Below are 23,780 nucleotides of genomic sequence, written 5' to 3'. Positions count from 1 at the left end.
AAAATGTTTCGAGTGAACCATTGGATTGCCCTGTTTGTTTTCATCCCTCTTCCCCATGAGGTGAGGGGATCCTGCCTATCGCAGATCGGTTTGCCCTCCCTCGCTGGGATGGCTTTCTTGGATGATCAGAGCAGGATTTTGTGAATTCAAATCCCAAGTGCAGGCCAAGCCTTCTTTGCCGAGATCTCTTCGCTTCCCTCAACTCCATTGATGACTTAGCCTATTTACCCTAGGAGACACTATGGCAACTCTTTACTTCAGCCCGCTTTTCGAGGTACAAGCTCTGCAAGCGGAGCCCAACCGGGGACGCTCTCGCTCCTTCCTGCCCACTCCTCTGCAGGTTTGGGAGAGCGGCGAAGCCTACACCGTCCAGTTGTGGGTGCCCGGTGCCAATCGGGAAAGCTTCCACATCGAGGCCACGGCTCAACAGCTCTCCATCAGCGGCGAGATCCAGGTTCACGGCCCTGAAGGTGCTGAATTGCGCTACCAAGAAGTGGAGCCCCAACCTTTTCAACGCATCCTCAAGCTGGCCCGCCGCATCCAGCCGGAGAAAGTCTCGGCCACCTATCGCGACGGCATCCTCACCCTCACTCTGCCCAAAGCCGACGCAGCGCGGGTGATCAAAGTCCAAGTGGGCGCCTCAAACCCCACTACTCCGACGGAAGCCGTGACGGTGGAAAGCCAACCTGCCTAGGATCCCCCTCTTTTCGGGAGAGGGGCTGGGGGTGAGGATCCACTGCACGCGCACCTCATCTCCCACCTTAAAATCCAGCGCCCGGCTGGCATTGCCTCGGTTTTGCACGATCTCCACCCAGCCGGAGCTGCCCACCAGGGCCAGCACTTCCCCAACTTCTCCCTCAGCAAAGGTGGCCACGGAGCGGACGGGGATCCCTTTGATCCAGGCGCTCCAGCTTCGACCTTCCACCCACTGTCCGGGCAGGTTGGTGATGCCGTTGCCGAAGTGGTCGATGGCCTGGACCAGGCCGCGACAGCCGTTGGTCTCCATCTGGGGTGGCGGCCACTCCCAGCGGGTTAGTTCTGCTACGTCTAGGGGATCCCCCAGCTCCGCCAAAGGGATCCCGTTGGCCAGATGAGCGGCAACCGGGGCAAAAATATCCCGCCCATGAAAGGTGCGGCTGGGAGAGGGGGTGCGCCAATAGCGGGGCCGGTTGAGTTCCACAGCAGCCAGCGCCGGAGTTTGGGCCAAAACGCCGCTGAACAGGCCATTGTCAGGGCCAACCAAAAAGCCCGTCTCGGTTTGGATGGCTACCGCCCGGCGGCTACTCCCCACCCCTGGATCCACAACGGCCAGGTGAATGGTGCCCGACGGCAGATAGGGGTAGGCCGTCATCAGGGCAAAGCGAGCCGCCGCCACATCCTGAGGCGGGATCCCATGGCTGAGGTCGATGAGTTGAGCCTGTGGGGAAAGGGTATGAATCACCCCTTTCATAATGCCCACATAGGGATCCTGCAGGCCAAAATCCGTCAACAGGCTAATAAAAGGCATACCCTTTTGAGGCTTGAGGATCCCAGTTTAAGGATCCCAAAAGATAACAGCGCTTATGGATGGGGTGGCTAGCGGGCAGCAAGAGCAGGTTGCGGGCGCTCATACACCTGCCCCAAACGCGCCAACTGCTGCACCAACAAACTCAAGAACAGGCCCACATCGGTCACAATCCCCACCGACTCCAGGGATCCCCGATCGGCCAGCTTGGTCACCACCGCCGGGTTGATGTCCACGCAGATCAGCTTGACCCCGGCAGGCGTCATGTTCCCGGCTCCAATGGAGTGCAACATGCTGGAGAGCATCAACACCATGTCGGCCCCCTGTAGCAGCCGTGCGTAATCCTGCTGGGCCTTGATCAAATCCATCTCCGTATCCGGCAGCGGCCCATCGTCACGGATGGATCCCGCCAGGGAGAAGGGCACCTGAGCGCGAATGCACTCGTAGAACACCCCACCGGTAATCACGCCCGCTTCCACTGCGGCCCGGATGCTGCCGTACTTGCGGATGAGGTTGATGGTTTTGAGGTGATGCTTGTGGCCGCCCTTGACCGGCGTGCCCCGCGACAGATCCACCCCCAGCGAGGTGCCGTAGAGATTCTGCTCCAAATCGTGAACGGCAATGGCATTGCCCCCCAGCAGCGCCTGCACATAGCCTTCGCGGATGAGGGTGGCCAAGTGGGATCCACCGCCCGTGTGGATGACCACCGGCCCTGCCACCACCACCGTTTTGCCGCCCCGCTCCTTGATTTGCCGCAGCTCCCAGGCAATCTGCTCCACCAGGATCTCCACCCGCCGCTCGCTGGAGACCCCCGATCCCATAAAGGTAAACTCCTGGGAAGAGCGCTCTTTGCTGGCCTGGCGCACGGTGCGGATCCCTTCCACCCCACACACCACGGCATCCCCCACCTGCAAATCTCGAATCAGGGTGCAATAGGCTGAAAACTCCGTCTTGCCATTGCAATCGGATCCCTTGACCACGATCACCCCATCCATGCGCTGCCGCTGCACCGGGATCCACTGGCCGGCCACCCGCACCTGCGTGGGATAGATGGTGGTGACATAAAAATCGTCGGGCGCTACCCCTGCTTTCTCTACCCGCTCCAGACGGGCATCTTGCTGGGTTTCCTCCGAGAGACGGGCCCCCTGCTCGATCAAGGCGCTGAGAATGGTATCCAGGGTCTCTTCGGTGGGAGCGGAAACGGCCAGTTCCACCGTGGAAGTGCTCTGCCGTTTTTCCCCAAGCTGAAACTTGAGGATCTGGAAGCTGCCGCCATTGTCCACAATGCAATCGACGGCCCTGGTGAGCAGGTCGCTGTCCACCAAGTGTCCCTGGAGGGTCACCGTCCGGCTGAGCACCGTGGCCACTGGATCGGTTTGGGGAGCCACCGTCTCGTCGAGGCGCAATGTCAAGCACTTGGCCGCCCCACCGGCTTTCAGGAACTCCGTCAGCTCCGTCTGCACCACCGCAAATCCCCGCTCCTGTAGGGCGGCTTCCAGCTCTGGGCTGACCCGATTCACCAAGATCGTGCCGTTCACATCCACGGCATTGCAGGCAAAGTGAATGGCATCCGCCTCCTGAACCGGGATCCGCTTTTCAGGGGGCACCCGCATCTCGATCAGGCGGTTGGAATAAGCATCAAAAGCCGGCGGGTAATAGAGCAAATAGCCTTCGGAGAGGGGGCAGAAGCAGGTGTCCAGGTGGTAGAACCGCTCGTCCACCAGCCGCAAAGACAACACCTCGATCCCCAGCCACTTGGCCAAGTAGGGGTGAGACTCCAGCATGGAGCGAAAGCCGTAGCCCGCCCACAGCCAGCGCCCTGCCCGATCCAACAGAGCATCTCCTGCCCCCTCAAAAGCCAGGGCCGGCGGCAGCTCATAGACGGTGTAGCCCTGTTCCTCAAACCAAGCCTTGAAATGGGGCTGTTCCCCCTGCCGCTCCGGATGATAGAAGCGGCTCAGCACCACCGTGGATCCCAGAATGAGCCCGGCATTTGCCGTAAACACCATATCCGGCCATCCCGGCACCGGCTGGATCAGCTTCACCTCCGCCCGTTGCGAGAGATGCGAATAGAGAGCCTGCCACTGCTGCAACGCCCGTTCTCGGGAAGAGCGGTGGACATTCCCCACCATCCAGGGGTTGATCACATAGTCCACCTCGTAGTAATCGGGTGGGCACATCAAATACCGAATGGCACCAGACATAGATCTCAGAGCGCAATCTGCAGCAGGGCACCCCCTAGATTAGCAGCTATGTGAGCGGCATCCTCGAGAATCATGAAAGAATCATTATTTGTGGGAATCTTTCGCCAGCTCTGGCTGCGGTGGGACGGGATCGGCGATGTTGGGCAATTCCAGACAGTAGCCCGCCCCGTAGATGGTCTTGATATACTGGGGGTGGCGCGGATCCGGCTCCAGCTTGGTGCGCAGGTGGCGGATGTGGACGCGGATGGTCTCGATGTCGTCGTCGGGCTCGTAGCCCCACACCTCCTGCAGGATTTCGCTTGGAGAAACAGTCTGCCCGTGTCGCTGCATCAGGCAGTGGAGCAGGTCAAACTCCAGGTGGGTGAGCTTGATGGTTTTGCCGAACCACAGCGCCTCGAAGCGTTCCGGCACCAGCGTGAGGGGGCCATAGGTGAGGATCTCGCCGTGTTTGGCCGCCTGTGGGATCCGGTCTGAGCGCCGCAACAGAGCCCGCACCCGCACCAGCAGCTCCTGCACTTCAAAAGGCTTGGTCAGGTAGTCGTCGGCACCGGCATTGAAACCCTCGATCTTATCCTGAGTTTGGCCCAGGGCGGTGAGCATCAAAATCGGGATCTCACTGGTGCGCTCCTCCCGCCGCAAGCGCTGACATACGGTTAGGCCATCCACCTGGGGCAGCATCAGGTCGAGGATGATGAGATCGGGGAGAACCTGCAGAGCCAACGCTTGTCCGCGTACCCCATCGGTGGCCTTTACGACCTCGTAGCCCGCCAACTCCAGATTGATGCGCAGAATATCCAGAATCGAAGGGTCGTCCTCAATGATGAGTATGCGAGCCATAGCCAGTTGCAGCCCAAACTGCGGATAAAACGTTTTGTTAAATCTGCTAACAAAGAGTCGAAGCTTTACGACTCGAAGTTTACTTAATTCTAGCCTCATTGCAAATCTTGCCGCGCAGCTAACCCGCAGGGTCGTCCAGCCCAGAACCGGAGGCATGGGAAACTGTTCAACCCGTTTGGGACAAATGGGTGCGTTTTTAAGGCCTACGGCCCGCTATCGCGAACGGATCTCCCTTGGGGAAAGTGGTTCGGCACCGCTGGCGCGAACGCGGCGATGAGGCGGCGGGTGTAGTCTTGCTGCGGCTGCCGGTAGATCTGGGAAGCAGGGCCAATCTCTTCGATGCGGCCTCGGTTCATGACCATCATGCGGTCGCTCATGAACTTGACCACGCTCAGGTCGTGGGAGATGAATAGGTAGGTCAGCCCCAGTTCCTCCTGCAGATCCTTGAGCAAGTTCAGCACCTGGGCCTGCACAGAGACATCCAGAGAAGACACCGCCTCATCGCAGACAATCAGGCGCGGCTCCGAGGCCAGGGCGCGGGCAATACAGATCCGCTGCCGTTGTCCTCCTGAAAACTGGTGGGGCAGGCGATCCAGCGCTTCCGGATCCAGCCCTACCCGTTCAAACAGACGCTGGGCCCGTGCTCGCCGCTCGGCAGCGTTGCTCCCAATCCCGTGCAGGGCCATCGGCTCCATGACGCTGGCTCCCACACTCATGCGCGGATCCAACGAGGCCGCCGGATCCTGAAAGATGAGCTGAATCTCGCGGCGGAGACGACGTAAGCGTTGGGGCGGCAAGCGGAGCAGCTCCTCGCCGTCGTAGATCACCTGGCCAGAGCTGGCACGGACCAGGCGCAACAGGGTTCGCCCCAGGGTGGTTTTGCCGCAGCCGGACTCTCCCACCAGCCCCAAGGTCTCTCCGGGGTAGAGGTCAAAGGTGATCCCATCCACGGCCCGGATCTCGCCCACCTGGCGGCCAAATGGCCCTCGACGGACGGCGTAGTGGGTTCGCAGATCCCGCACCTGCAACAGGGGGGGCTGACTGTACAGCCGGCGCAGCCGTTCTTCCTCTTCGGCGGCTGGGATCTCCACTTGCTGCCACTGCTCCTCCAGGGATCCCCCTTTTTCCAGAAAATCCTGGACGGTGGGCAACCGCCGCAACCGCCGCTCCAACACCGGGCGACAGGCCAACAGACCGCGGGTGTAGGGGTGCTGGGGATCCCGAAAGATCTGCTCCACCGAGCCTTGTTCGACGGCTTGGCCCCGGCGCATCACCACCACCTGATCCGCCAATTCGGCCACCAAGTTGAGATCGTGGGTGATGAAGAGGATGGCCATCTGCCGGTGCTGCTGCAGATCCCGGAGCAGGCGCAGGATTTCCGCTTGCACCGTGACATCCAGAGCGGTGGTCGGCTCATCGGCAATCAACAGTTTGGGGTTGGAGGCGATGGCACAGGCAATGGCCGCCCGCTGGATTTGGCCGCCGGAGAGCTGATGGGGATAGCGCTCCAGCATCTGGGGAGAAAGCTGCACCTCCTCGAACAGGCGAATGGCCTGGGCGCGGATCTCCGCCGGCGTTAGAGAGGTGTTGGCCCTCAGGGTTTCCTGCAACTGCTGGCCACAAGTGTAGAGGGGGTTGAGGGCGGTGCTCGGCTCCTGGAAGATCATGGCAATTTGGGATCCGCGATAGCGCCGCCGTTGTCGGGGATCCAACTGCAGCCAGTCCACCGTTCCGTCAGGGCCCTTGAAGAGGATTTTGCCCTCCACCCGAGCCGAGCTGGGCAGCAGATCAATCAGCGTCAGGGCGGTCATGGTTTTGCCGGATCCCGACTCCCCCACCAGGCCCAAGGTCTGGCCGATCCCGATCTGGAAAGACAGCCCATCCACCACCGGGGATCCCGAAGGCTCCCTCCTGCTGACGCCAACTGTGCGGCTGGGCAAGAAAACTCGCAGCCCTTGTACGGTCAGCAAGGCAGAATCGGCAGCAGGAACAGCCTCGATCATGGCGACGAAAGCGCTCCGCACCGCTGGCGCGAACGCAATGGGAGGATTGGCAGGATTATAGACCACCGTCCCCGTCTTGGCCCCCAAAGTGCTCCGCACCGCTGACGTGAATGACACTTGCTTTCTGAGCCACTAACCTTGTAGAGAAACAAGTGCGGAAGGGCGGCTTTGATGCGGCGACGCCTTCTACAGCTTTGCATCCTCGGCTGGACGATGCTCCTCGTCCTGGCAGTGGGGGGCAGGGGATCCCTGCTGGTTCCCCACTTTTTTGGCATTGAAGCCCTGCAAGCCCAGGCTCAACCTCCAGCCGGAGAACTGCCGCAGCCGATGCGGCTCAAACTTCCCCCCGGCCTGGATCGCTACGCCTACGACAAGGCGGTGGGAGACTACTTTGAGGAAATCGAGCCGCTTTTGCCAGGTGGAGCCTATGCCCAGTGGGCTTTCTACCCGATCCCGGTCTACATCCAGGGGGATCACGCCCAATGGAAAACCTTTGTGGAGCAGGCGGTCAAGGATTGGTCTGCCTACATCCCGATGCGGGTGGTGGCCAAAGAGGAGGAGGCTTTCTACGGGATGAGCATTTACCGCGTTCCCCCCATCGGCGGCGGGGTGGCAGGGGCGGCCCGGCCTGAGTTTTTCTTCGCCTCGGATGGCTCTTTACAACAGCGGGTGCGCATCATCATCACAGAGGGACAGGGGTTGGCCGAGGTGACGGCGGTGGCCCGGCACGAGATCGGGCATGGGTTGGGGCTGTGGGGCCATAGCCCGAACCTGCGGGATCTGATGTATGGCGGACACCATGCGGCGGCTACCGGCAATCGGCGGGTGTTGCGGGTGCCCAACATTACCAAGCGGGATCTCAACACCCTCAAGCGCGTCTACGAGCAGCCCACTTTGATCGGGCAAGTCTTTCCCGAAAGCGAACGCAAGCTGTTCTAAGTTCTCAGGATCTTTTGCGCTCCCCGCCATCCCATGGCCAGCAGGAAGAACAGCAACTGGGTGGCGACAATGCTGGGGCCGGAGGGCAGGTTGAAGGTTGCCGAGGCGATCATCCCCAGCACCGCGCTCAGTCCCCCAATACCTATGGCCAGCAGCACATAGGTTGTAAAGCGGGATCCCAAAAGCCTTGCCGTCGAGGCCGGGATGACCACAAAAGCGCTCACCAGCAACACCCCCACCGAGCGAATCGCCAGGGCCACCACCAAAGCCAGCAACACCACAAAGGCCAGCCGCTGCCAGCCCACCTGAACCCCTCGTGCCCGCGCCAGCGGCTCATCCAAGGTAAGCAACATCTGGGCGGGCAAAGTCAATCCCACATAGGCCAAGCCGATGAGCAAGAGGATCCCGCTCGTCCACAGGGCCGCTGGGCTGATCCCCAAAATGTCCCCGAACAGCAACTGGTTGAGGTTACCCCGATAGCCGGGCAGCAAGCTGAGGGTGATAACGGCCAGCGCCAAAGAGGAAGAGTAGATGATGTTCAGCACCGCATCCGCCGACAGTTGGGTGCGCTCCAGGACAAAGGTGACGCCCAAAGCAAACCCCATCCCAAACACCATCAGCACCACGGTGGGATTCAGCCCCAGCAGCACTCCCAAAACAATCCCCAGCAGAGCCGAATGCCCCAGGGCATCGCTAAAGAACGACAGTTGCCGCAAGATGACAAAGCTGCCCAGCAGCCCGCCCGTCATGCCGGTGAGGATCCCGCCCAGCATGGCCCGCTGCATAAAGGGCAACTGCAACAGCTCCACCACCTGCGCCCAGCCTTCCGACATCTCTTTGTCTCTCAGTGACGGTGGATGTAGCGGGCAAAATAGTGCTCCGCACCGCTGTCGCGAACAGGCCCATAAACGCGGCTCAACACTTCTGGTGCCAAAGCCACCTGGGGGGATCCCTGGCAGATGAGGGATTGGTTGAGGCACAGCACGCGGTCGCAATGGCGGGACACCATCTCCAAATCATGGGAGATCTGCAAAATAGCCCAGCCCAGGGATTGGCGCAGCTCTTCCAGGAGCCGGTAAAACTCCCCCTCGCTGAGCGTATCTAAGCCTGCCGGTGCCTCGTCGAGGATAAGCAACCGCCGCGGCCAAGCCAAGCAATAGGCCAACAGCACCCGTTTCAGCTCCCCGCCGCTGAGCTGGCCCAAAGCCTTAGAGGACAGGTGGGATGCGCCGACCCGTTCCAACGCCTCTTTCACCGCCTGCCGCCGAGCAGAGCGCTGCTGCCAGGGCCAGCGGGGTTGCAACGCCCCCCAACCCAAAGCCACAAACTCCTCCACCACCATGGGAAGCCCAGGATTGAACTGAAAACGCTGGGGCACGTAAGCCACCTGCTGCCGCACTGACGGGGGCAAATAGCCGGACAGGCGCACCGGCTCTCCCAGAATCCAAACCGAGCCGCACTGCCGCGGCAGGATCCCCAAGATGGCCTGTACCAAGGTACTTTTGCCGGCTCCATTGGGGCCAACAACCGCCGTATGGGATCCCGCCCTCAGCTCAAATGACACATTCTGTACTGCCAAGCGGGATCCCCGATAGACCGTCAGCCCCTCCACGCGAAGGACAACCTCGCCGGTCACCGCCCCCTCGCCAGTAGTTGTTCCAGCGAACCTTGCCCAAGCCAGGGCAGCTCCAGCGGCACAAAGGCCGTCTCCTTCTCAAAGGCCGAGATCAGATTATCCACGTTCTGCCGCATGATGGTCAGGTAATATTCCGGCTCGATCCCCTCAGGGCCGGCAGTCTCGATGGGATCGAAAACCCGCACTTCCACCCCCAAATCCCTGGCCAAGATCTGGAAGGGGTTGTTGTCTCCCACCTGAGGTTCAACCAAGATGGTCTTCAGGCCCGACTCCCGCACCGTCTCCATCACCCGTCGCACATCTTCTGGAGAAGGATTGGCCTCTGGGATCTCCACCAAGAACTCGGCTTTGAGGTTGTAGCGCTCGGCAAAATAGGGGGCAAAGTCGTGGAAGACCACAAAGCTTCTTCCGGCAAAGGGAGCTAGCCGAGCGGCAATCTCCTCATCCAAAGCCTTGAGCTTCTCGATAAAAGCAGCCGCATTGGCCCGGTAGATCTCCGCCCCTGCCGGATCCGCAGCGATTAAGCCGTCGCGGATGTTTTCCACCTGCTGAATGGCCCGCCTGGGATCCAGCCAAATGTGGGGGTTAAACTCGCCGTGGCTGTGCCCATGAGAGTGGCCATGGCCATGCCCGTGAGAATGGCCGTGACTGTGTCCATGAGAGTGTCCATGGCCGTGACCGTGGGAGTGCCCATGCTCTGGCTCCTCAGCCCGCAAAGTTGGGATCCCTTCGCTGCTGTCGATGGTCAGCAATTGGGGATTTGCGGCATTGGCGATCAACCCCTCCAGGAAAGTTTCCATTCCCAGCCCATTGATTACCAACACATCCGCCTGAGCCAGCAAACGAACCTCCTCAGGTCGAGCCTGAAAATCGTGCGGCCCCATCTGAGGGGGAAGGAGTGGCGTGACTTCTGCCCGATCCCCGGCCACAGCACGGGTAAATTGCGTTATCGGCAAAATCGTGGTCACCACCTTTGGGGGGCTGGATCCCTGCTGGGCTTGGGACTCTTCTTGGCGCATCTGCAGGCTTCCCAGGATCCCGACCGAGAGGGCGGCCAGCAGCGAGACCAGCGATCGCACCGGTCGAGCCGAACGGATAGAGTTAGCTTGATCAGTCATGAGCCTGAATACCTCACAAGACAACAGAGACAGCAGAGCTGGAAGCAACTGACTTCCCAAAAGCCAAGGCCCTCTGCCGCAGCATCGAAAACATGCTCACCAGACCGTTGCTCCTGGAAGGGCTAAGGCTGAAATTGAGGCCCATCTCCCGCACAAACTCTGGGGAAACCCCCAAAATCTCTTCCGGCGCTAGGCCACTTAGCCCCTCCACCACAATGGCCACCAAACCCTTGACCAACTGAGCATCGGCATCCCCTTGGATGTAGACCTTGCCCTCCCTAAACTCGGTGGCCAGCCACACCCGCGAAGCGCAACCTCTGACTAGGTTCTCCTCCTTCCTCTCCGCTTCGGGAAAGGGTGGCAGGCGCTTGGCATAGGCTAGGAGAAGCTCATACTTTTGCCGCGAGGTCTTGGCCTTCTGGAAGCGATTGACAATTTGCTGCAGAGCTGCGGGCATCCCTCAGCTTGTCTAGAGTGAGAATGATAATCAAACTCATCATAACACCCCCACTCAGCGAGGGCGCAGGGGCACCTGCAAACTTTTGGGACTGTCGTTACCGAAGCGAGCGATAGCCGCCACTTACTCCCCGTGGTGAGAGGACCAGTTGCCAAAGTTGGCTGGCCCGGGCCTTGAAGCTACCGGCACTCATCAGGAGATAGAGCCGCCACATGCGGCGAAAGCGCTCATCGTAGCGGTCGGCTAATTTTGGCCATGCCTGCTCGAAATTGGCGTGCCAGGCTTTTAAGGTGGCCACGTAATTGATCCCAAAATTGTGCCAGTCTTCCAGCACAAATAAGCCCTCAAAGGCTGCAGTAATCAGATGAGGCGAGGGCAGCATCGAGTTGGGGAAAATGTAGCGCTCAATCCAGGGATCCCGCCCCTGGTAGGCCACGTTGCTGCCGATGGTGTGCAGGAGAAACAAACCATCGTCGGTTAACAAGCGTCGGGCTACCTGCATAAACGTTCGGTAGTTTCGGTAGCCAACATGTTCAAACATGCCGACAGAAAGGATGCGATCAAACTTTCCCTGGGTCTGGCGATAGTCTTCTAACCGAATCTCGACCGGCAGGCCGCGGCAGCGTTCGCTGGCCAGTTTGGCTTGCTCTTTGGAAACAGTAATCCCCACAACCTGCACTCCATAGCGTTCGGCCAGGTACTGCGCTGTGCCTCCCCAGCCACAGCCGATGTCGAGCACCCGCATGCCGGGTTGGAGTTCCAGCTTGCGGGCAATGAGGTCAAGTTTGGCCTCCTGGGCTTCATCCAGAGTTTGCGCACCCCCATCCCAATAGGCACAGCTATAGATCATGCGGCGATCCAGCATGGCCTCATAGAGATCGTTGCCAATGTCGTAGTGGCGCTGGCCAATGACGAATGCCCCCTTGCCCCGCTGGCGGTTGATGAGGCGACTGTCCAGCCCAAGTAGGGGCTGAATTAGCCAACCCACCCGCTGCGGCGCCTGGGTGGTCAGGAGACGACAAACTAACTCATCAATGGCCTCGCAATCCCACCAGCCCTCCATGTAGGCCTCGCCAAAGCCCAGGGATCCATAGAGCAGGCAGCGCAGGTAGAGCCGCTCGTCGTGAACTTGAATATCCCAGGGCTGTGAGCCATTGAGGGTTATACCGGCAGCATCCAGAACTCGAAGCGCATACTGACGCGCCAGCCAGCGCAAGCTGTTGAGTCCTTTCCCCATCCTCAGGAATCCCTCACCACAGGGAAACTGACTCAACAAATACACCCCAAGGTGGCAAGGGATCCAACAAGTTTCCAATTTCTAGGGATCCCCCCGAAGGGGGAACTGCCTACCAAATCCCCGGCTCCAAGACAATTACTGAGAAGGTTTCCAATTTCTAGGGATCCCCCCGAAGGGGGAACTCCATTTTCGTTTACGCCAACCTCGAAGAGTATTTAGTTTCCAATTTCTAGGGATCCCCCCGAAGGGGGAACACCTTGGAGGGTAACATGTCTATTCCTAAGATCCAGCGTTTCCAATTTCTAGGGATCCCCCCGAAGGGGGAACTGGCATTCAATGCCGGTACTTTGCAACGGTGTTCTACTGTTTCCAATTTCTAGGGATCCCCCCGAAGGGGGAACGAGGAATGGGGTAGCTACCCAAGTACTCTGGAAACGTTCCAGGTTTCCAATTTCTAGGGATCCCCCCGAAGGGGGAACCTCCCAGCTAAAGCTTTGCCAACATATTCTTCTACAAGCTGTTTCCAATTTCTAGGGATCCCCCCGAAGGGGGAACCCTTTATTGAGTTTAGATGAGCTGAACCTGGCGGAGTGTTTCCAATTTCTAGGGATCCCCCCGAAGGGGGAACTTCCGTTATTTTTCCGAGCTAGCTCCAGGTTGGCCTAAATTTGGTTTCCAATTTCTAGGGATCCCCCCGAAGGGGGAACCATTTACGAGCGGGTGGTCTACTTCAGACCAATCGAGTTTCCAATTTCTAGGGATCCCCCCGAAGGGGGAACAATCCCATTTAATCTACCTAACCAACCATTATTTTTCTTGTTTCCAATTTCTAGGGATCCCCCCGAAGGGGGAACATCTGGAACAAAGACAGGAATGGCTACACTGTCAAGTTTCCAATTTCTAGGGATCCCCCCGAAGGGGGAACTTTATAACAGTTCCTAGTAAAGAATTGTTATATCAATTAGCTAAAGATATTGTTTCCAATTTCTAGGGATCCCCCCGAAGGGGGAACGGAAAGTAAAAGGAAGTACTATCATACTCCCAAGGAAATGTTTCCAATTTCTAGGGATCCCCCCGAAGGGGGAACAGAGGTATTGAATTACGATGTCTGCGTAACCCTCCTCGAGTTTCCAATTTCTAGGGATCCCCCCGAAGGGGGAACACATGAAGCGTCAAGCTGAAAGCCTCATCAAGGCCAAGTTTCCAATTTCTAGGGATCCCCCCGAAGGGGGAACTAGATATTCACTTTTTGCCTCGTGTGGCCAGAATTGTTTCCAATTTCTAGGGATCCCCCCGAAGGGGGAACAGTGTAATCTCCACCCGAAACTTTTCTATGGACGAGTTTCCAATTTCTAGGGATCCCCCCGAAGGGGGAACACGGGGGGCAGGGAAGGGCGGAGCTCTGCTGAAAGCCTAAGAAGTTTCCAATTTCTAGGGATCCCCCCGAAGGGGGAACTTGGTCATACAAACCTCCTAAGGCAGGGAATACTGAAGTTTCCAATTTCTAGGGATCCCCCCGAAGGGGGAACTTCAGTTTAACTTTTCGGATTTCCAGGAGTATATTACGTTTCCAATTTCTAGGGATCCCCCCGAAGGGGGAACTCCACCCCTATTAAACCCAAGCAGGGCAAGGAATGCAAGGCCCATTTGCGAGGGATCCGGAAAAAAGTCGGCAAAAAGAGTTTTGGCGAGGGGGTTTTGGGGCCGGAAAGCCTTGTGGCGCAAGGCGTCGAGGGATCGAACGAAAGAATCGGCCTTTGCGGCTTTTGGCGGATCGCTCGCGGAGGCGTTGATACCGTTTTGGTGTTCTTTTGGAAACATCGAGATCCAGACAAGGGCAGTAGGGCCCTGAGTCCACTGATGAGCCAACCTCAGCCAATCTAGCCGCGCAGGCGACCGGAGCGCAGGATGCTGATGACAAGCCACAGCCCCAACAGGCTGGCCGCGCCGAAGAGGAGTTCGCTCAGCCAAAAGACCTGGAAGCGCTGCGTCTGAGCCGAGATGATGGCGGCCCCGACGATTAGAGAGCCGACCACAATGCTGTAGGAAAGGCGGTTGGCCGACTGATCCAGGCTGCTGCGGATCCCGTCCAGCTCTTGGATGGTCAAGTTCCAGCGCTGGGTTTCCGAGGTGATGCGGCTGAGCAGCAGCTCCATCTGGCGCGGCGATTGCAGAGAGAGATTTTTCAAATCCAAAGCCGTGCGCAGCAGCGAAGGCAGAGGGGCTTCCCCCAGCAATTGCGCCCGAAACACATCCGCCATCAGGGGGCGAAGCTGCTCCGGCAGGTTGTAGTCGGGGGTGAGCTGGCGGGCGATCCCTTCCAAATTGGCCAGCGCCTTGGCACAGAGGCCCAAATTGCCGGGAATGCGGATCTGGTTGCGCCGGGCCGCCTGCAGGATCTCAGAAAAGAGCTGGCTGAAGTTGAGCTCCGCAATGCTCAGGGCGTAGTACTGGCGCAGCAGACGCTCGTAGTCGCTTTGGAGCTGGGCCAAGCTGACAGTCTGATCCCGCGAGCGGGCCGCGGATCTTTCCGGCAGGGCCAACTCCAGGGTCAATTCGGCACAGCGCTGGGCATCGAGGCTGACAATGGCCAGCATCAGCTCCAGCAGAATCTGCTGCGTGCGCGGATCCAGCCGCCCAATCATGCCGCAATCCAGCAGGGCTACGCGACCGGATCCCAAGTAAAAGAGGTTGCCGGGGTGGGGATCGGCGTGGAAATAGCCATCAATGCAGATCTGCTGGAAAAAAGCGCGGGTCAAGAGGCGGGCGATGTTTTCTGGATCCGCGTCGCTGCGATCCGCCTCCAACAGGGGCCGGCCCTCGATCCACTCCAGCGTCAACACCTTTGGCGTAGTGAGAGGCCAATGGATGCGCGGCACCACCAGTTGGGCCGGATCAAACCAACGCCCCCTTTGCAACTGTTGGCGGAGCTGCTCGGTGTGGCGGGCCTCTTGGGTAAAGTCCAGCTCTGCTTGAATGGCCCGGCAGAACTCATCCGCCAAGGCCACCACATCTGCCAACCTGCCGAACTCCGTTTGCGCCACCAGCTCGGCAATGCCCCGGATTAGCCGCGTATCCCGCTCCACCACCGCCTCCAGCCCGGGCCGCTGGATCTTGAGGGCCACCCACTCGCCGCTGACCAGACAAGCCCGATGGACCTGGGCAATGGATCCCGCCGCAACCGACTCTGTGTCCAGGCTGCTGAACACCTGCTCCAACGGCTGCCGCAACTGCTGCCGCAGCAGGATCTCCACCGCATTCCAGGGAACAGGAGGTACGTCGGCCTGCAGAGTGCTGAGGGCCTCGATGTACTCTCGCGGCAACAGGTCCGGACGGGTGCTCAGCAGTTGGCCCAGCTTGACATAGACCGGCCCCAGATCCACCAAAATGTTGCGCAGCACCATTGGGGGGGGCAGTTGGGGTTCCCCAGCCTTGCCAAAAGAGAGCAAGCGGCGCATGTAGTCCCAACCGTGGCGCAAAACCACCTCCAGGATCTCGGCCTGACGCGCCCCACTCTGGGCCAGACGGGCAAACATCGCAGTCTCTCTCCCTGGAAGTCCAATGGCAGAGAAGCCCGATCCCTAGAAAAAGGGGATAGGGGCCACCCTACGGGTTCCATCCCAGCCGGTTTGCAGCCCCTCCCGCAACACCCGCAGCACCTCATCGGTATCGGCATTGGGCTGGGCAAAGGAGAAAACATGCTTGAAGCGCAGTTTGCCCTCCCGATCCACAACGAACTGGGCCGGCAGGGGTGCTCCCAAAGCTTGGCCAACCCCATAGAGGCGGAAGGTTTTGCACTCGGGATCCACCAGCAGCGGGTAAGGCAGCTGCAGGTCTGCTTGAATCTGCTGGCTTTGAACCGGATCAGTGCTGGTGACCATCAGCAGCTCCGCCCCCAGAGCTTGGATCTCCCTGTAGCGGGCTTTCAGCTCTTGGATGTGGGGGTAGCAAAAAGGGCAAAAAAGCTTTTCGGTGAAGATACGAGTAAAAGCCAGAACCACCGGCTTTTGGCCGCGGTAGTCCGATAGCCGCACGGGATCCCCTTGCACGCGCGGCAGCTCAAAATCGGGGGCAATCTGGCCGATTTCCAGAGAAGTGTTGGCTGGTTGGGGGATGAAGTTGTCGGCAAAGCGACGGTTAAACAGTCCGCTGTTGCTGGTCATTGCAGTTTTTTACGTTTCTTTACTACTTGCCACCAGCCTAACCCAAAGCCTCGGCCACCGCCTTCAGCCGTCGGAGCTGGGCCCGCATATCCTGCTGGGTCGGCCCTGCTGCCAACAGGTAAAACCCTGCCGCCACCCAGGGACTGGGGATGCGGAAGTTGAAGCAATTGACTAGAAGGGTACCCCCCGGCTGGGGATGGCATTCCCAGCGGTCGGTTCCTTCAAAAAATCCCTTAAACTGCCACTGCACCAAGCCTTCTGCCCGCTCTGTAATCACGCAATCCAAGCTGGGGGATACAAACGGCAGGCGAAGGAAAAAGCGGTAGCGGCTGCCCAATTCCGCCAGAGGGGATCCCACCGCCTCACAGCCCAACAGCGGGTTGAGCCAGCGCTTCATCAACTCCAGGTCGGTGAGGCAGCGATCCACCTGGGCCACGCTGGCCGCAATCTGAATCGACTGGGTATAGATGGGCATCCTCAGGGGAAAGTTGGGGGAGCGAGCTTGGCCGCAGAGAGGTCTTCTGCTGGGGCAGAGGGGGATACGGTGCTCAGCAAAATCAAGATATCGCGATATTCCACCTGATCCGGCCCGCGACGGGGGGATCCCACTTGCACCACCGCCTGTTGGAGAGGCTTTTTGGGGTGGGGGGGAGACTCGAACACCAAGGTGCGGATCCCATTGGCCTGCTCGATGTCCGAGAGGATGTCCCAGCCCCGGCCCCACAGGGTGCGGCGATAGTAGGCGGCAATCGCCTCCAGAGGCTGAGAGGTCTGCAAGATCAGGGAAGCAAGGCCCCCCTCTCGATCCCGAATCTGTCCCGAAGAGATGATGGAAGCGTTGGGCAACTGCAAGTGAGGGGGAAACTGAGGGGGAAGGGCGCGGGCATCTCCTAGGGAAGCCTCAAAGTGCGTGCCATCTTTGCCGATGTGACGCCGCACGGGATCCTGATCCACTTCTTGAGCAACCGGATCAGGCATCTTGCGGCAGGCCACGAGGGATCCCGCCAACAGCCCCAGGGTTAGCCGAGTAAGAATAGGCAAAGAACTTGGCCCCACTGACGTGAACCGCTCAAGACGGGGATTTTTTCTCATCCGTTGGCCAGGGATCCCTGACTGGTTATAGCGGATCCCGCCTTTGGATACAACCAATCTCCCTTTCTGGGCCAAGTTCCAGAGCAGCCATCATTCGTCGAGCCAGGGCTGACAACTGCACACCAGGTGGCGATCCCCGTAGGCGTTGTCGATGCGGCTGACGCTGGGCCAGAACTTGTGGGCCTTGACCCAAGGGAGCGGGTAGGCGGCCAGCGAGCGAGGATAGGGGCGATCCCAGTGGTCGGCAGCCACCACCTCGGCGGTGTGGGGGGCCAGCTTGAGGGGATTGCGCACCGGATCCATCTCGCCTCGCTCAATGGCGGCAATCTCCTGGCGGATGGCAATCATCGCCTCGCAGAAGCGATCCAGCTCCTCCAGAGATTCGCTCTCGGTGGGCTCCACCATCATTGTCCCCGGCACCGGCCAGGAGATGGTGGGGGCGTGGAAGCCATAGTCCATCAGGCGCTTGGCCACATCTTCCACCTCGATGCCAGCGCTTTTTTTCAGGGGGCGCAAATCCAAAATGCACTCGTGGGCTACCCATCCCCCCGGCCCCTTGTAGAGCACTGGGTAGTAGGGATCCAGCCGCTTGGCGATGTAGTTGGCGTTGAGAATGGCCACTTGGCTGGCCAGGGTGAGGCCGGCGGATCCCATAAGGCGAATGTAGGCCCAGGAGATGGGCAAAATGCTGGCACTGCCCCACGGGGCAGCGCTGACGGGGCCGTTACAGCCGGGCAAAACAGGATGGCCAGGCAAATAGGGCACAAGGTGAGGGGCCACGGCAATGGGCCCTACCCCCGGCCCACCCCCCCCGTGGGGAATGCAGAAGGTCTTGTGCAGGTTGAGATGACATACATCCGCCCCCAGCTCGGCAGGACGGCAGAGGCCCACCTGGGCGTTGAGGTTGGCCCCATCCATGTACACCTGTCCCCCCGCCTCGTGGACGATCTGGCAGATCTGGCGGATCCCTTCCTCAAACACACCGTGGGTAGAAGGGTAGGTGATCATCAAGGCGGCCAGCCGCTCCCCGTGCTGCTCCACCTTGGCCTGCAAATCCTCAATGTCGATATTGCCGGCTTCATCACAAGCTACGCTCACCACCTGCATCCCCGCCATCACGGCGCTGGCCGGGTTGGTTCCGTGGGCCGAGGTGGGGATCAAGCACACCTGCCGCCGGCTTTCCCCTCTGGCTTGGTGGTAGCGGCGGATAGCCAACAGGCCGGCATATTCCCCCTGAGATCCGGCATTGGGCTGCAGAGAAACTCCGGCAAAGCCGGTGATCTCCGCCAGCATCTTTTCCAACTGGGCAAAAAGGGCTTGATAGCCACGGGCCTGCTCCAGGGGCACAAAAGGATGGAGCTGGGCAAACTCCGGCCAGGTGACCGGCATCATCTCCACCGTGGCGTTCAGCTTCATGGTGCAAGAGCCCAAGGGGATCATGGAATGGGTGAGAGCCAGATCCCGGCTTTGCAGGCGGTGGATATAGCGCAGCAGCTCAGTTTCCGAGTGGTAACGGTTAAAGACCGGATGGGTGAGGTAGGGGGTGGTGCGCAGGAGCTGGGGCGGCAGGCTCTGGCCCAAGTCCAGCTCTGGGCTGTCGGGATCCCAAGCTGGCGGTAAGGACTCCGTTCCGCTGCGGGGAAGGGTTCCGGCGAAGATCTCCCACAGATCCCGCAGATCCTGAGTGGTGGTGGCCTCATCCAAGCTGATCCCCAGCGTCTGGTCATCGATCTGGCGTAGGTTGATCTGTCGCTGGGCAGCGCCGGCCTGGATCGCCTGCACCTGCTCTGGAGAAGCTACCTTGACCCAGAAGGTATCGAAGAAATGCTCGGGCCCCACCTCATAACCCAACTGGCAGATCCCAGTGGCCAAGTGATGGGCCTGGCGGTGGATGCGCTCGGCTATGTGTCGCAAGCCGCGGGGGCCGTGGTAGACGGCATACATAGAAGCCATCACCGCCAAAAGCACCTGGGCAGTGCAGATGTTGCTGGTGGCCTTGTCCCGCCGGATGTGCTGCTCGCGGGTCTGCAACGCCAAGCGCAGGGCTGGCTTGCCTTGAGCATCCTGAGAAATCCCCACCAGCCGTCCTGGCAGCAGCCGCTTGTGGGCCTCGCGGGTGGCGAAGTAAGCCGCATGGGGGCCGCCATAGCCCAAAGGCACGCCGAAGCGCTGGGTGGATCCCACCACGATGTCCGCTCCCCACTCTCCTGGGGGTTGCAATAGGGTTAAGCTGAGCAGGTCGGCAGCCACCGTCACCACCATCCCCTTCTGGTGAGCCTGCTCCACCAACTGCCGGTAATCCCGGATTTCCCCATAGGTGCTGGGATACTGCAGGAGTAATCCAAAGCCCTTTTCCAGGGAGAGTTCTGTTGGATCGGCTATGCGCACCTGGATCCCCAAGGGCTCTGCCCGCGTCTGTACCACGGCAATCGTCTGGGGATGACAGCCCCGATCCACCCAGAAAACTGGGGATCCCCTGCCTGCCAAGGTGTAGGCAAGAGCCATGGCTTCTGCGGCTGCCGTGGCTTCGTCCAGCAGGGAAGCATTGGCGATCTCCATCCCCGTCAGGTCGATCACCATCGTCTGGAAGTTGAGCAGGGCTTCCAACCGTCCCTGGGCAATCTCAGCTTGGTAGGGGGTGTAGGGGGTGTACCAGGCAGGGTTTTCCAGGATGTTGCGCTGAATCACCGGTGGCGTCAGGGTGTTGGAATAGCCCATGCCCAAAAAGGAGCGCCACACCTGGTTCTGGGCCGCCATTGCCTGCAGTTCCGCCAACACCTGCTGCTCAGGGCAAGGGGATCCCAATTGCAAAGGCTGGCTGCTGCGAATGGCCGGCGGCACCGCCTTCTCCACCAGCTCCTGCAGCGAACTCAGCTCCAACACTTGCAACATCTGCCCAATTTGCCGGGCATCCGGCCCAATGTGCCGCCTGAGAAAGAGTTCGGTCTGCCCCAGCAACTCCAGCTCCGGAGAAGGCGTGGGTTGTGGGATCCCTGGAGATGGATCCCGGCTTGGGGGGTCAAGTCGAGTCGAGTGGAGAAGGGCCAAGTCGGACATGGTGCGATAGCCGAGAAAGGGAGAGCAAGAAAGACTGTCTCCTGATCATAGTTGTTAAAAATTGTTTCTGTCGGGATCCAAATCCTGTCTTGGCCTTCGATTCGGGGTAGAGGGGATGAGACACTAGATGGTCGGAGAATGTTAGCAACCTATACAGATGAGCCTTTTGGATTCTGCTTGGAGAAGTGATGCTATGCGCTGGCTGCTGTCCATCTTGGTTCGTGTGGTGTTAGTGCTCTGTCTGTGCTTCGCTCCTTTGGGGATCCCTGTTGTGGCCAGGGCTGCAGAGCTTCCCCCGGTAAAGCACTTGGACACTCCGATTGACGTGAACAACACCATCTTGCGCAACTACCGCCAACTGCCCGGCTTCTATCCCACCCTAGCTCGCATCCTGGTGAAAAATGCCCCCTACAAGAGCCTGGAAGATATGTTGCAGATCTCCGGTTTGACGGAGCAGCAAAAGGCCTTGATCAAAGCCAACGCCGAGAACTTCGTGTTTGGCGAGTATCAGGAAGGGGCTAACCAACTGGAAAACCGCATCAACCAAGGGTACTACGGCTGATCTCGGCAGAGAGACCCTCGGGAGAAGGGGCTGGTCGTTTTGCCTCTCTGCGGCTTTTTGGGAAAGGGATCCTGTGGCCTACGATAACGTCTGCAAGTACTTGGTGGAATGGTTCCCCGAGTCTTTTGTCCGGTGGCTACTGGGATCCCCTGTTTCCTTGGCTCAGCTCCAGCCAACGGAGCTGTCCACCGAGCCCATCCGAGCGGACTCTCTTATCCTGCTGCGGGCCCAAAACTTAATTTTGCATCTGGAGTTTCAAACCGACCCGGATCCCGACATTCCCTTGCGCATGGCCGACTACTGCCTGCGCCTGTTCCGTCGCTATCCCGACCAGGAGGTGCGGCAGATTGTCATCTACCTGAGAAAAACCCAGTCAGAACGGGCGTACCAAACCTCTTTTCAACGGGGATCCCTTTCTCATCGCTTTGAGGTCTTGCGCCTGTGGGAACAAGATCCGGAGGTGCTATCTCAATATCCAGGACTCCTGCCTTTAGCCGTGTTGGCAGATCCGGAAAACCCGGAGCCGCGACTCCGCCAAGTGGCCAGAGCAATAGCAGAGATAGAGGATCCAAAGCTACGGCAAGAGGTGAAAGCGGCCACTGCTGTTTTGGCAGGATTAACATGGACGTCAGAGGAAATCAGCAGGGTTCTGGGAGGTCTGGCTGTGCGGGAATCGACCATCTATCAGATGTGGCGAGCAGAAGCCCTCAAAGAAGGGCGAGAGGAGGGCCTGAAACAAGGTCTAGAGCAAGGTCTGCAACAGGGTCTGCAGCAAGGTCTGCAACAGGGTCTGCAGCAAGGTCTGCAGCAAGAAGCAGCTCGACTGACTCTGAGTCAACTGCGGCGCAAGCTGGGATCTTTGCCGGAAGACCTGTCTGAAACCATCCGCCTCTTACCTACCGAGCAACTGGAGGCTTTGGCGGAAGCGCTGTTGGACTTCCAAACCCTGGCCGATTTGATCCAATGGCTCAGGGAGTCATCATCCAACTAGGGTTTGCCGTCGCGGCCTTTTCCAACCTCACAGGACTCTGTGGGTGAGTTAGGATCCCTGTTACTCAGATGGACTCGATGAAACGGCCACAGGTTTTGATCTGTGGCTACTACGGCTACGGCAATGCCGGCGATGAGGCGTTGTTGCTGGCTCTCTTACGAGAGCTAGAGCAGTTGCCCAGCCCCGTACAGCCGGTGGTGCTCTCCCGTCGCCCTGCCGAAACGGCTGCCACCTATGGGGTGCTGGCCTATCCGCGCTTCAACAGTTTGGCTTTACGGCGCTGTCTCCAGGAGGCCCAGGCTTTCATCTGGGGTGGAGGTGGCCTGCTGCAGGATCGCACCAGTTGGCGCAGCCCTCTCTACTACCTGGGGGTAATGGGCCTAGCCCAGCGATGGGGGCTAAGAACCGTTGCCTGGGCCCAAGGGATCGGGCCGCTGCAGCGAGGGTGGATTCGTGCACTGGCCCGCCGGTCTCTGGCAGGTTGCACGGCCATTAGTGTGCGGGATGGAGTTGCCTCCCAATGGCTGCAAGAGTGGGGGATCCCTCACCAGGTAGCTTCGGATCCCGTCTGGGATTTACCGTCCAAAACCTTGCCGGAATGGGAAATGTGGCCTCAGCCCCGTATTGCTGTGGTCTTGCGTCCCCATCCGCAACTGACCGGAGCCTGTCTAGAAGCTTTGAGCCAGGGTTTACAGCGTCTCCAGGCTTCCACGGGAGCACATCTTCTCTTCGTGCCCTTCCAGCTAGCCCCTCCCGGATCCCCTGACCTTGGGCCAGACTACCGCTTGGCTCAGCAGCTTCAGCAGCGCCTGCCCCACCACAGCCAAGTGCTGGAAATTCGGGATCCCTGTTTGTTGAAAGGAGTCTTTCGGGGCGTCAGGCTGGCGATCACCATGCGCTACCACGGTTTGGTGATGGCGGCGGCAGAGGGCTGCGCCTGTTTTGGTCTCAGCTACGATCCCAAAGTGAAAACACTGCTTCGGGAATTGGGCATGCCCGGCTGGGATGTGCAGGAGATACCCACCGATCCTGAAGCCCTGCACCGAGCCTGGTTGGCTTGCTACTCAGAGGGTTCGGCTCTCAGTCCTGATCAAGTTGCGGTTTGGGTGGAGCAATCGACTCAGCACGGCCAGTTGCTAAAACAGCACCTGAGGTGGGATTGATGAGGTTCCGTGAAGATCGCAGCAGAAGCTGCTGCCCCTGTAGCTCTGTTTCCGAATGCCAGTGCGGATTTCGGTAGCCGTTGTTTTCGAGATCCGCTCTACCCTAAAAAATAGGGTTAAAGTACAGGGATCCCCCTCCATGACTTCCCAGACCCAGCCCTGCACGCGCGAACAGATCTTAAACGGGATGGGCATCACCACCCTGTTTTCGGCTCTCATTGTGGGTCTCTGGATCGGGCTGGGATCCTCCTTTCCCGTGCCGTTTCGCTGGGATCCCCTGGCCTTGGCGTGGGGAACGGGGCTGGGGCTAGGGGTGGCTCTGCTCAGCGGCGGGGTTTACCGGTTCTGGCCGGCTTATCGTCGGGCAGCCACTGCCTATTTACACTGGGTGGCGGATCCCTTGCGGTGGGGAGATATCCTTTGGGTGGGCCTGCTGCCGGGCTGGAGCGAGGAATGGCTGTTTCGCGGTGTGCTGCTGTCAGCTCTGGTGGCCAGCCCCTTGGGGTGGACAGGCGGGATCCTGCTGAGCGGCCTCTTGTTTGGCGCCTTGCATTGGCTGGGATGGCAGGGCTGGCCCTATGCCGTCTGGGCCGGTGGGGTCGGCATCCTCATGGGGATTGGCTTGTGGCTGTCGGGAAACCTGTTGGTCACCATTGTCGCCCACACCCTTGTCAACTGGATTGGGGTTTGTGCCTGGAAATGCTTTTTCTCTCAAGCGGAGCCGTAAACTACCCGACCCTGACTGCTTCGCAGTACAGGGCGGGCTTAAGGCCTCCGGCCCGCTGGCGCGAACGGTAGCCCTGCAGTTGGCAAGCCA

20 protein-coding genes and 1 CRISPR repeat array are annotated in these 23,780 nt (G+C 59.6%); of the genes, 6 read left to right on the top strand and 14 right to left on the bottom strand.

The genetic code is table 11. The features are described 5' to 3' along the window. Positions 1-241 precede the first annotated feature (241 nt). A complete protein-coding gene (locus ACVWYZ_RS11350) occupies positions 242-694 on the top strand; it encodes an Hsp20/alpha crystallin family protein (protein WP_457467119.1) in 453 nt (150 codons plus the stop codon). On the opposite strand, the gene ACVWYZ_RS11345 is transcribed toward ACVWYZ_RS11350, so the two are convergent. From ACVWYZ_RS11345 to ACVWYZ_RS11330, 4 genes are all read right to left on the bottom strand, one after another. Beyond that, positions 641-1,507 (bottom strand): SAM hydrolase/SAM-dependent halogenase family protein, encoded by an 867-nt coding sequence (locus ACVWYZ_RS11345; protein WP_414351982.1) that lies wholly within the window; start codon positions 1,505-1,507, stop codon positions 641-643. The genes ACVWYZ_RS11350 and ACVWYZ_RS11345 overlap by 54 nt on opposite strands. 68 nt (positions 1,508-1,575) lie before the next feature. After that, positions 1,576-3,708: a bifunctional arginine dihydrolase/ornithine cyclodeaminase gene (gene argZ, locus ACVWYZ_RS11340; protein WP_457467118.1), complete on the bottom strand. Its 2,133-nt coding sequence runs from the start codon at positions 3,706-3,708 to the stop codon at positions 1,576-1,578. Between the two features lie 84 nt (positions 3,709-3,792). Then, positions 3,793-4,545, bottom strand: coding sequence for a response regulator transcription factor (locus tag ACVWYZ_RS11335; RefSeq protein WP_414408603.1), 753 nt, complete (start codon positions 4,543-4,545; stop codon positions 3,793-3,795). 203 nt (positions 4,546-4,748) lie between these two features. Beyond that, complete coding sequence (locus ACVWYZ_RS11330) at positions 4,749-6,548, bottom strand: ABC transporter ATP-binding protein (protein WP_457467131.1); 1,800 nt, start codon at positions 6,546-6,548, stop codon at positions 4,749-4,751. A gap of 171 nt (positions 6,549-6,719) precedes the next feature. Between ACVWYZ_RS11330 and ACVWYZ_RS11325 the strand changes: the two genes are divergently transcribed. Continuing rightward, on the top strand, positions 6,720-7,487 hold the full coding sequence (locus tag ACVWYZ_RS11325) for a hypothetical protein (RefSeq protein WP_457467117.1): 768 nt from the start codon (positions 6,720-6,722) through the stop codon (positions 7,485-7,487). Here ACVWYZ_RS11325 and ACVWYZ_RS11320 read toward each other — a convergent pair. The 10 genes from ACVWYZ_RS11320 to gcvP form a co-directional block, all read right to left on the bottom strand. Continuing rightward, the gene (locus tag ACVWYZ_RS11320; protein WP_457467116.1) at positions 7,484-8,320 is read right to left on the bottom strand and encodes a metal ABC transporter permease; all 837 of its coding nucleotides are present in this window, start codon (positions 8,318-8,320) and stop codon (positions 7,484-7,486) included. The genes ACVWYZ_RS11325 and ACVWYZ_RS11320 overlap by 4 nt on opposite strands. Before the next feature lie 11 nt (positions 8,321-8,331). Continuing rightward, complete coding sequence (locus ACVWYZ_RS11315; protein ID WP_457467115.1) at positions 8,332-9,123, bottom strand: metal ABC transporter ATP-binding protein; 792 nt, start codon at positions 9,121-9,123, stop codon at positions 8,332-8,334. Beyond that, a complete protein-coding gene (locus ACVWYZ_RS11310; RefSeq protein ID WP_457467114.1) occupies positions 9,120-10,241 on the bottom strand; it encodes a metal ABC transporter solute-binding protein, Zn/Mn family in 1,122 nt (373 codons plus the stop codon). The genes ACVWYZ_RS11315 and ACVWYZ_RS11310 overlap by 4 nt, the downstream gene beginning before the upstream one ends. A 13-nt stretch (positions 10,242-10,254) precedes the next feature. Next, positions 10,255-10,698 (bottom strand): SufE family protein, encoded by a 444-nt coding sequence (locus tag ACVWYZ_RS11305; protein ID WP_414329195.1) that lies wholly within the window; start codon positions 10,696-10,698, stop codon positions 10,255-10,257. 97 nt (positions 10,699-10,795) lie between these two features. Then, complete coding sequence (gene cfa / locus ACVWYZ_RS11300) at positions 10,796-11,935, bottom strand: cyclopropane fatty acyl phospholipid synthase (protein ID WP_457467113.1); 1,140 nt, start codon at positions 11,933-11,935, stop codon at positions 10,796-10,798. Between the two features lie 70 nt (positions 11,936-12,005). Then, a CRISPR array of direct repeats spans positions 12,006-13,537; the repeat unit is 36 nt; unit sequence GTTTCCAATTTCTAGGGATCCCCCCGAAGGGGGAAC. A gap of 278 nt (positions 13,538-13,815) precedes the next feature. Next, positions 13,816-15,471 carry an ABC1 kinase family protein gene (locus ACVWYZ_RS11295; RefSeq protein ID WP_011431813.1) on the bottom strand — a complete coding sequence of 552 codons (1,656 nt, stop codon included), beginning with the start codon at positions 15,469-15,471 and terminating at the stop codon, positions 13,816-13,818. Positions 15,472-15,516: 45 nt separating this feature from the next. After that, on the bottom strand, positions 15,517-16,098 hold the full coding sequence (locus tag ACVWYZ_RS11290; RefSeq protein WP_414332206.1) for a peroxiredoxin family protein: 582 nt from the start codon (positions 16,096-16,098) through the stop codon (positions 15,517-15,519). Positions 16,099-16,135: 37 nt separating this feature from the next. Further along, positions 16,136-16,573: an SRPBCC family protein gene (locus ACVWYZ_RS11285; protein ID WP_414381621.1), complete on the bottom strand. Its 438-nt coding sequence runs from the start codon at positions 16,571-16,573 to the stop codon at positions 16,136-16,138. 2 nt (positions 16,574-16,575) lie between these two features. Beyond that, positions 16,576-17,139: a hypothetical protein gene (locus ACVWYZ_RS11280; RefSeq protein WP_457467112.1), complete on the bottom strand. Its 564-nt coding sequence runs from the start codon at positions 17,137-17,139 to the stop codon at positions 16,576-16,578. A 141-nt stretch (positions 17,140-17,280) separates the two neighbouring features. Continuing rightward, positions 17,281-20,247, bottom strand: coding sequence for an aminomethyl-transferring glycine dehydrogenase (gene gcvP, locus ACVWYZ_RS11275; RefSeq protein WP_457467111.1), 2,967 nt, complete (start codon positions 20,245-20,247; stop codon positions 17,281-17,283). 193 nt (positions 20,248-20,440) lie between these two features. On the opposite strand from gcvP, the gene psbU reads away from it, so the two are divergent. The 4 genes from psbU to ACVWYZ_RS11255 all read left to right on the top strand — a co-directional run bounded on the left by psbU (position 20,441) and on the right by ACVWYZ_RS11255 (position 23,690). Continuing rightward, positions 20,441-20,809 (top strand): photosystem II complex extrinsic protein PsbU, encoded by a 369-nt coding sequence (gene psbU / locus ACVWYZ_RS11270; protein WP_041436072.1) that lies wholly within the window; start codon positions 20,441-20,443, stop codon positions 20,807-20,809. A gap of 73 nt (positions 20,810-20,882) precedes the next feature. Further along, a complete protein-coding gene (locus ACVWYZ_RS11265) occupies positions 20,883-21,800 on the top strand; it encodes an Rpn family recombination-promoting nuclease/putative transposase (protein WP_457467110.1) in 918 nt (305 codons plus the stop codon). Positions 21,801-21,877: 77 nt separating this feature from the next. Then, positions 21,878-22,963, top strand: a complete 1,086-nt coding sequence (csaB, locus tag ACVWYZ_RS11260) for a polysaccharide pyruvyl transferase CsaB (RefSeq protein ID WP_457467109.1) — start codon at positions 21,878-21,880, stop codon at positions 22,961-22,963. 139 nt (positions 22,964-23,102) lie between these two features. Continuing rightward, the gene (locus tag ACVWYZ_RS11255) at positions 23,103-23,690 is read left to right on the top strand and encodes a CPBP family intramembrane glutamic endopeptidase (RefSeq protein ID WP_457467108.1); all 588 of its coding nucleotides are present in this window, start codon (positions 23,103-23,105) and stop codon (positions 23,688-23,690) included. Positions 23,691-23,780 lie beyond the last annotated feature (90 nt).

The organism is Thermostichus sp. MS-CIW-37 (assembly GCF_054060065.1).
This window is presented reverse-complemented; position numbering and strand designations above follow the sequence as displayed.

Excerpts from the sequence above, each read along its gene's own strand:
- ACVWYZ_RS11310 (WP_457467114.1), bottom strand. The coding sequence starts at position 10,241 with ATGACTGATCAAGCTAACTCTATCCGTTCGGCTCGACCGGTGCGATCG.
- ACVWYZ_RS11305 (WP_414329195.1), bottom strand. The coding sequence starts at position 10,698 with ATGCCCGCAGCTCTGCAGCAAATTGTCAATCGCTTCCAGAAGGCCAAG.
- ACVWYZ_RS11255 (WP_457467108.1), top strand. The coding sequence starts at position 23,103 with ATGACTTCCCAGACCCAGCCCTGCACGCGCGAACAGATCTTAAACGGG.
- ACVWYZ_RS11325 (WP_457467117.1), top strand. The coding sequence starts at position 6,720 with ATGCGGCGACGCCTTCTACAGCTTTGCATCCTCGGCTGGACGATGCTC.
- cfa (WP_457467113.1), bottom strand. The coding sequence starts at position 11,935 with ATGGGGAAAGGACTCAACAGCTTGCGCTGGCTGGCGCGTCAGTATGCG.
- ACVWYZ_RS11290 (WP_414332206.1), bottom strand. The coding sequence starts at position 16,098 with ATGACCAGCAACAGCGGACTGTTTAACCGTCGCTTTGCCGACAACTTC.
- argZ (WP_457467118.1), bottom strand. The coding sequence starts at position 3,708 with ATGTCTGGTGCCATTCGGTATTTGATGTGCCCACCCGATTACTACGAG.
- ACVWYZ_RS11350 (WP_457467119.1), top strand. The coding sequence starts at position 242 with ATGGCAACTCTTTACTTCAGCCCGCTTTTCGAGGTACAAGCTCTGCAA.
- ACVWYZ_RS11285 (WP_414381621.1), bottom strand. The coding sequence starts at position 16,573 with ATGCCCATCTATACCCAGTCGATTCAGATTGCGGCCAGCGTGGCCCAG.
- ACVWYZ_RS11320 (WP_457467116.1), bottom strand. The coding sequence starts at position 8,320 with ATGTCGGAAGGCTGGGCGCAGGTGGTGGAGCTGTTGCAGTTGCCCTTT.
- ACVWYZ_RS11295 (WP_011431813.1), bottom strand. The coding sequence starts at position 15,471 with ATGTTTGCCCGTCTGGCCCAGAGTGGGGCGCGTCAGGCCGAGATCCTG.
- csaB (WP_457467109.1), top strand. The coding sequence starts at position 21,878 with ATGAAACGGCCACAGGTTTTGATCTGTGGCTACTACGGCTACGGCAAT.
- ACVWYZ_RS11335 (WP_414408603.1), bottom strand. The coding sequence starts at position 4,545 with ATGGCTCGCATACTCATCATTGAGGACGACCCTTCGATTCTGGATATT.
- gcvP (WP_457467111.1), bottom strand. The coding sequence starts at position 20,247 with ATGTCCGACTTGGCCCTTCTCCACTCGACTCGACTTGACCCCCCAAGC.
- ACVWYZ_RS11345 (WP_414351982.1), bottom strand. The coding sequence starts at position 1,507 with ATGCCTTTTATTAGCCTGTTGACGGATTTTGGCCTGCAGGATCCCTAT.
- ACVWYZ_RS11330 (WP_457467131.1), bottom strand. The coding sequence starts at position 6,548 with ATGATCGAGGCTGTTCCTGCTGCCGATTCTGCCTTGCTGACCGTACAA.
- psbU (WP_041436072.1), top strand. The coding sequence starts at position 20,441 with ATGCGCTGGCTGCTGTCCATCTTGGTTCGTGTGGTGTTAGTGCTCTGT.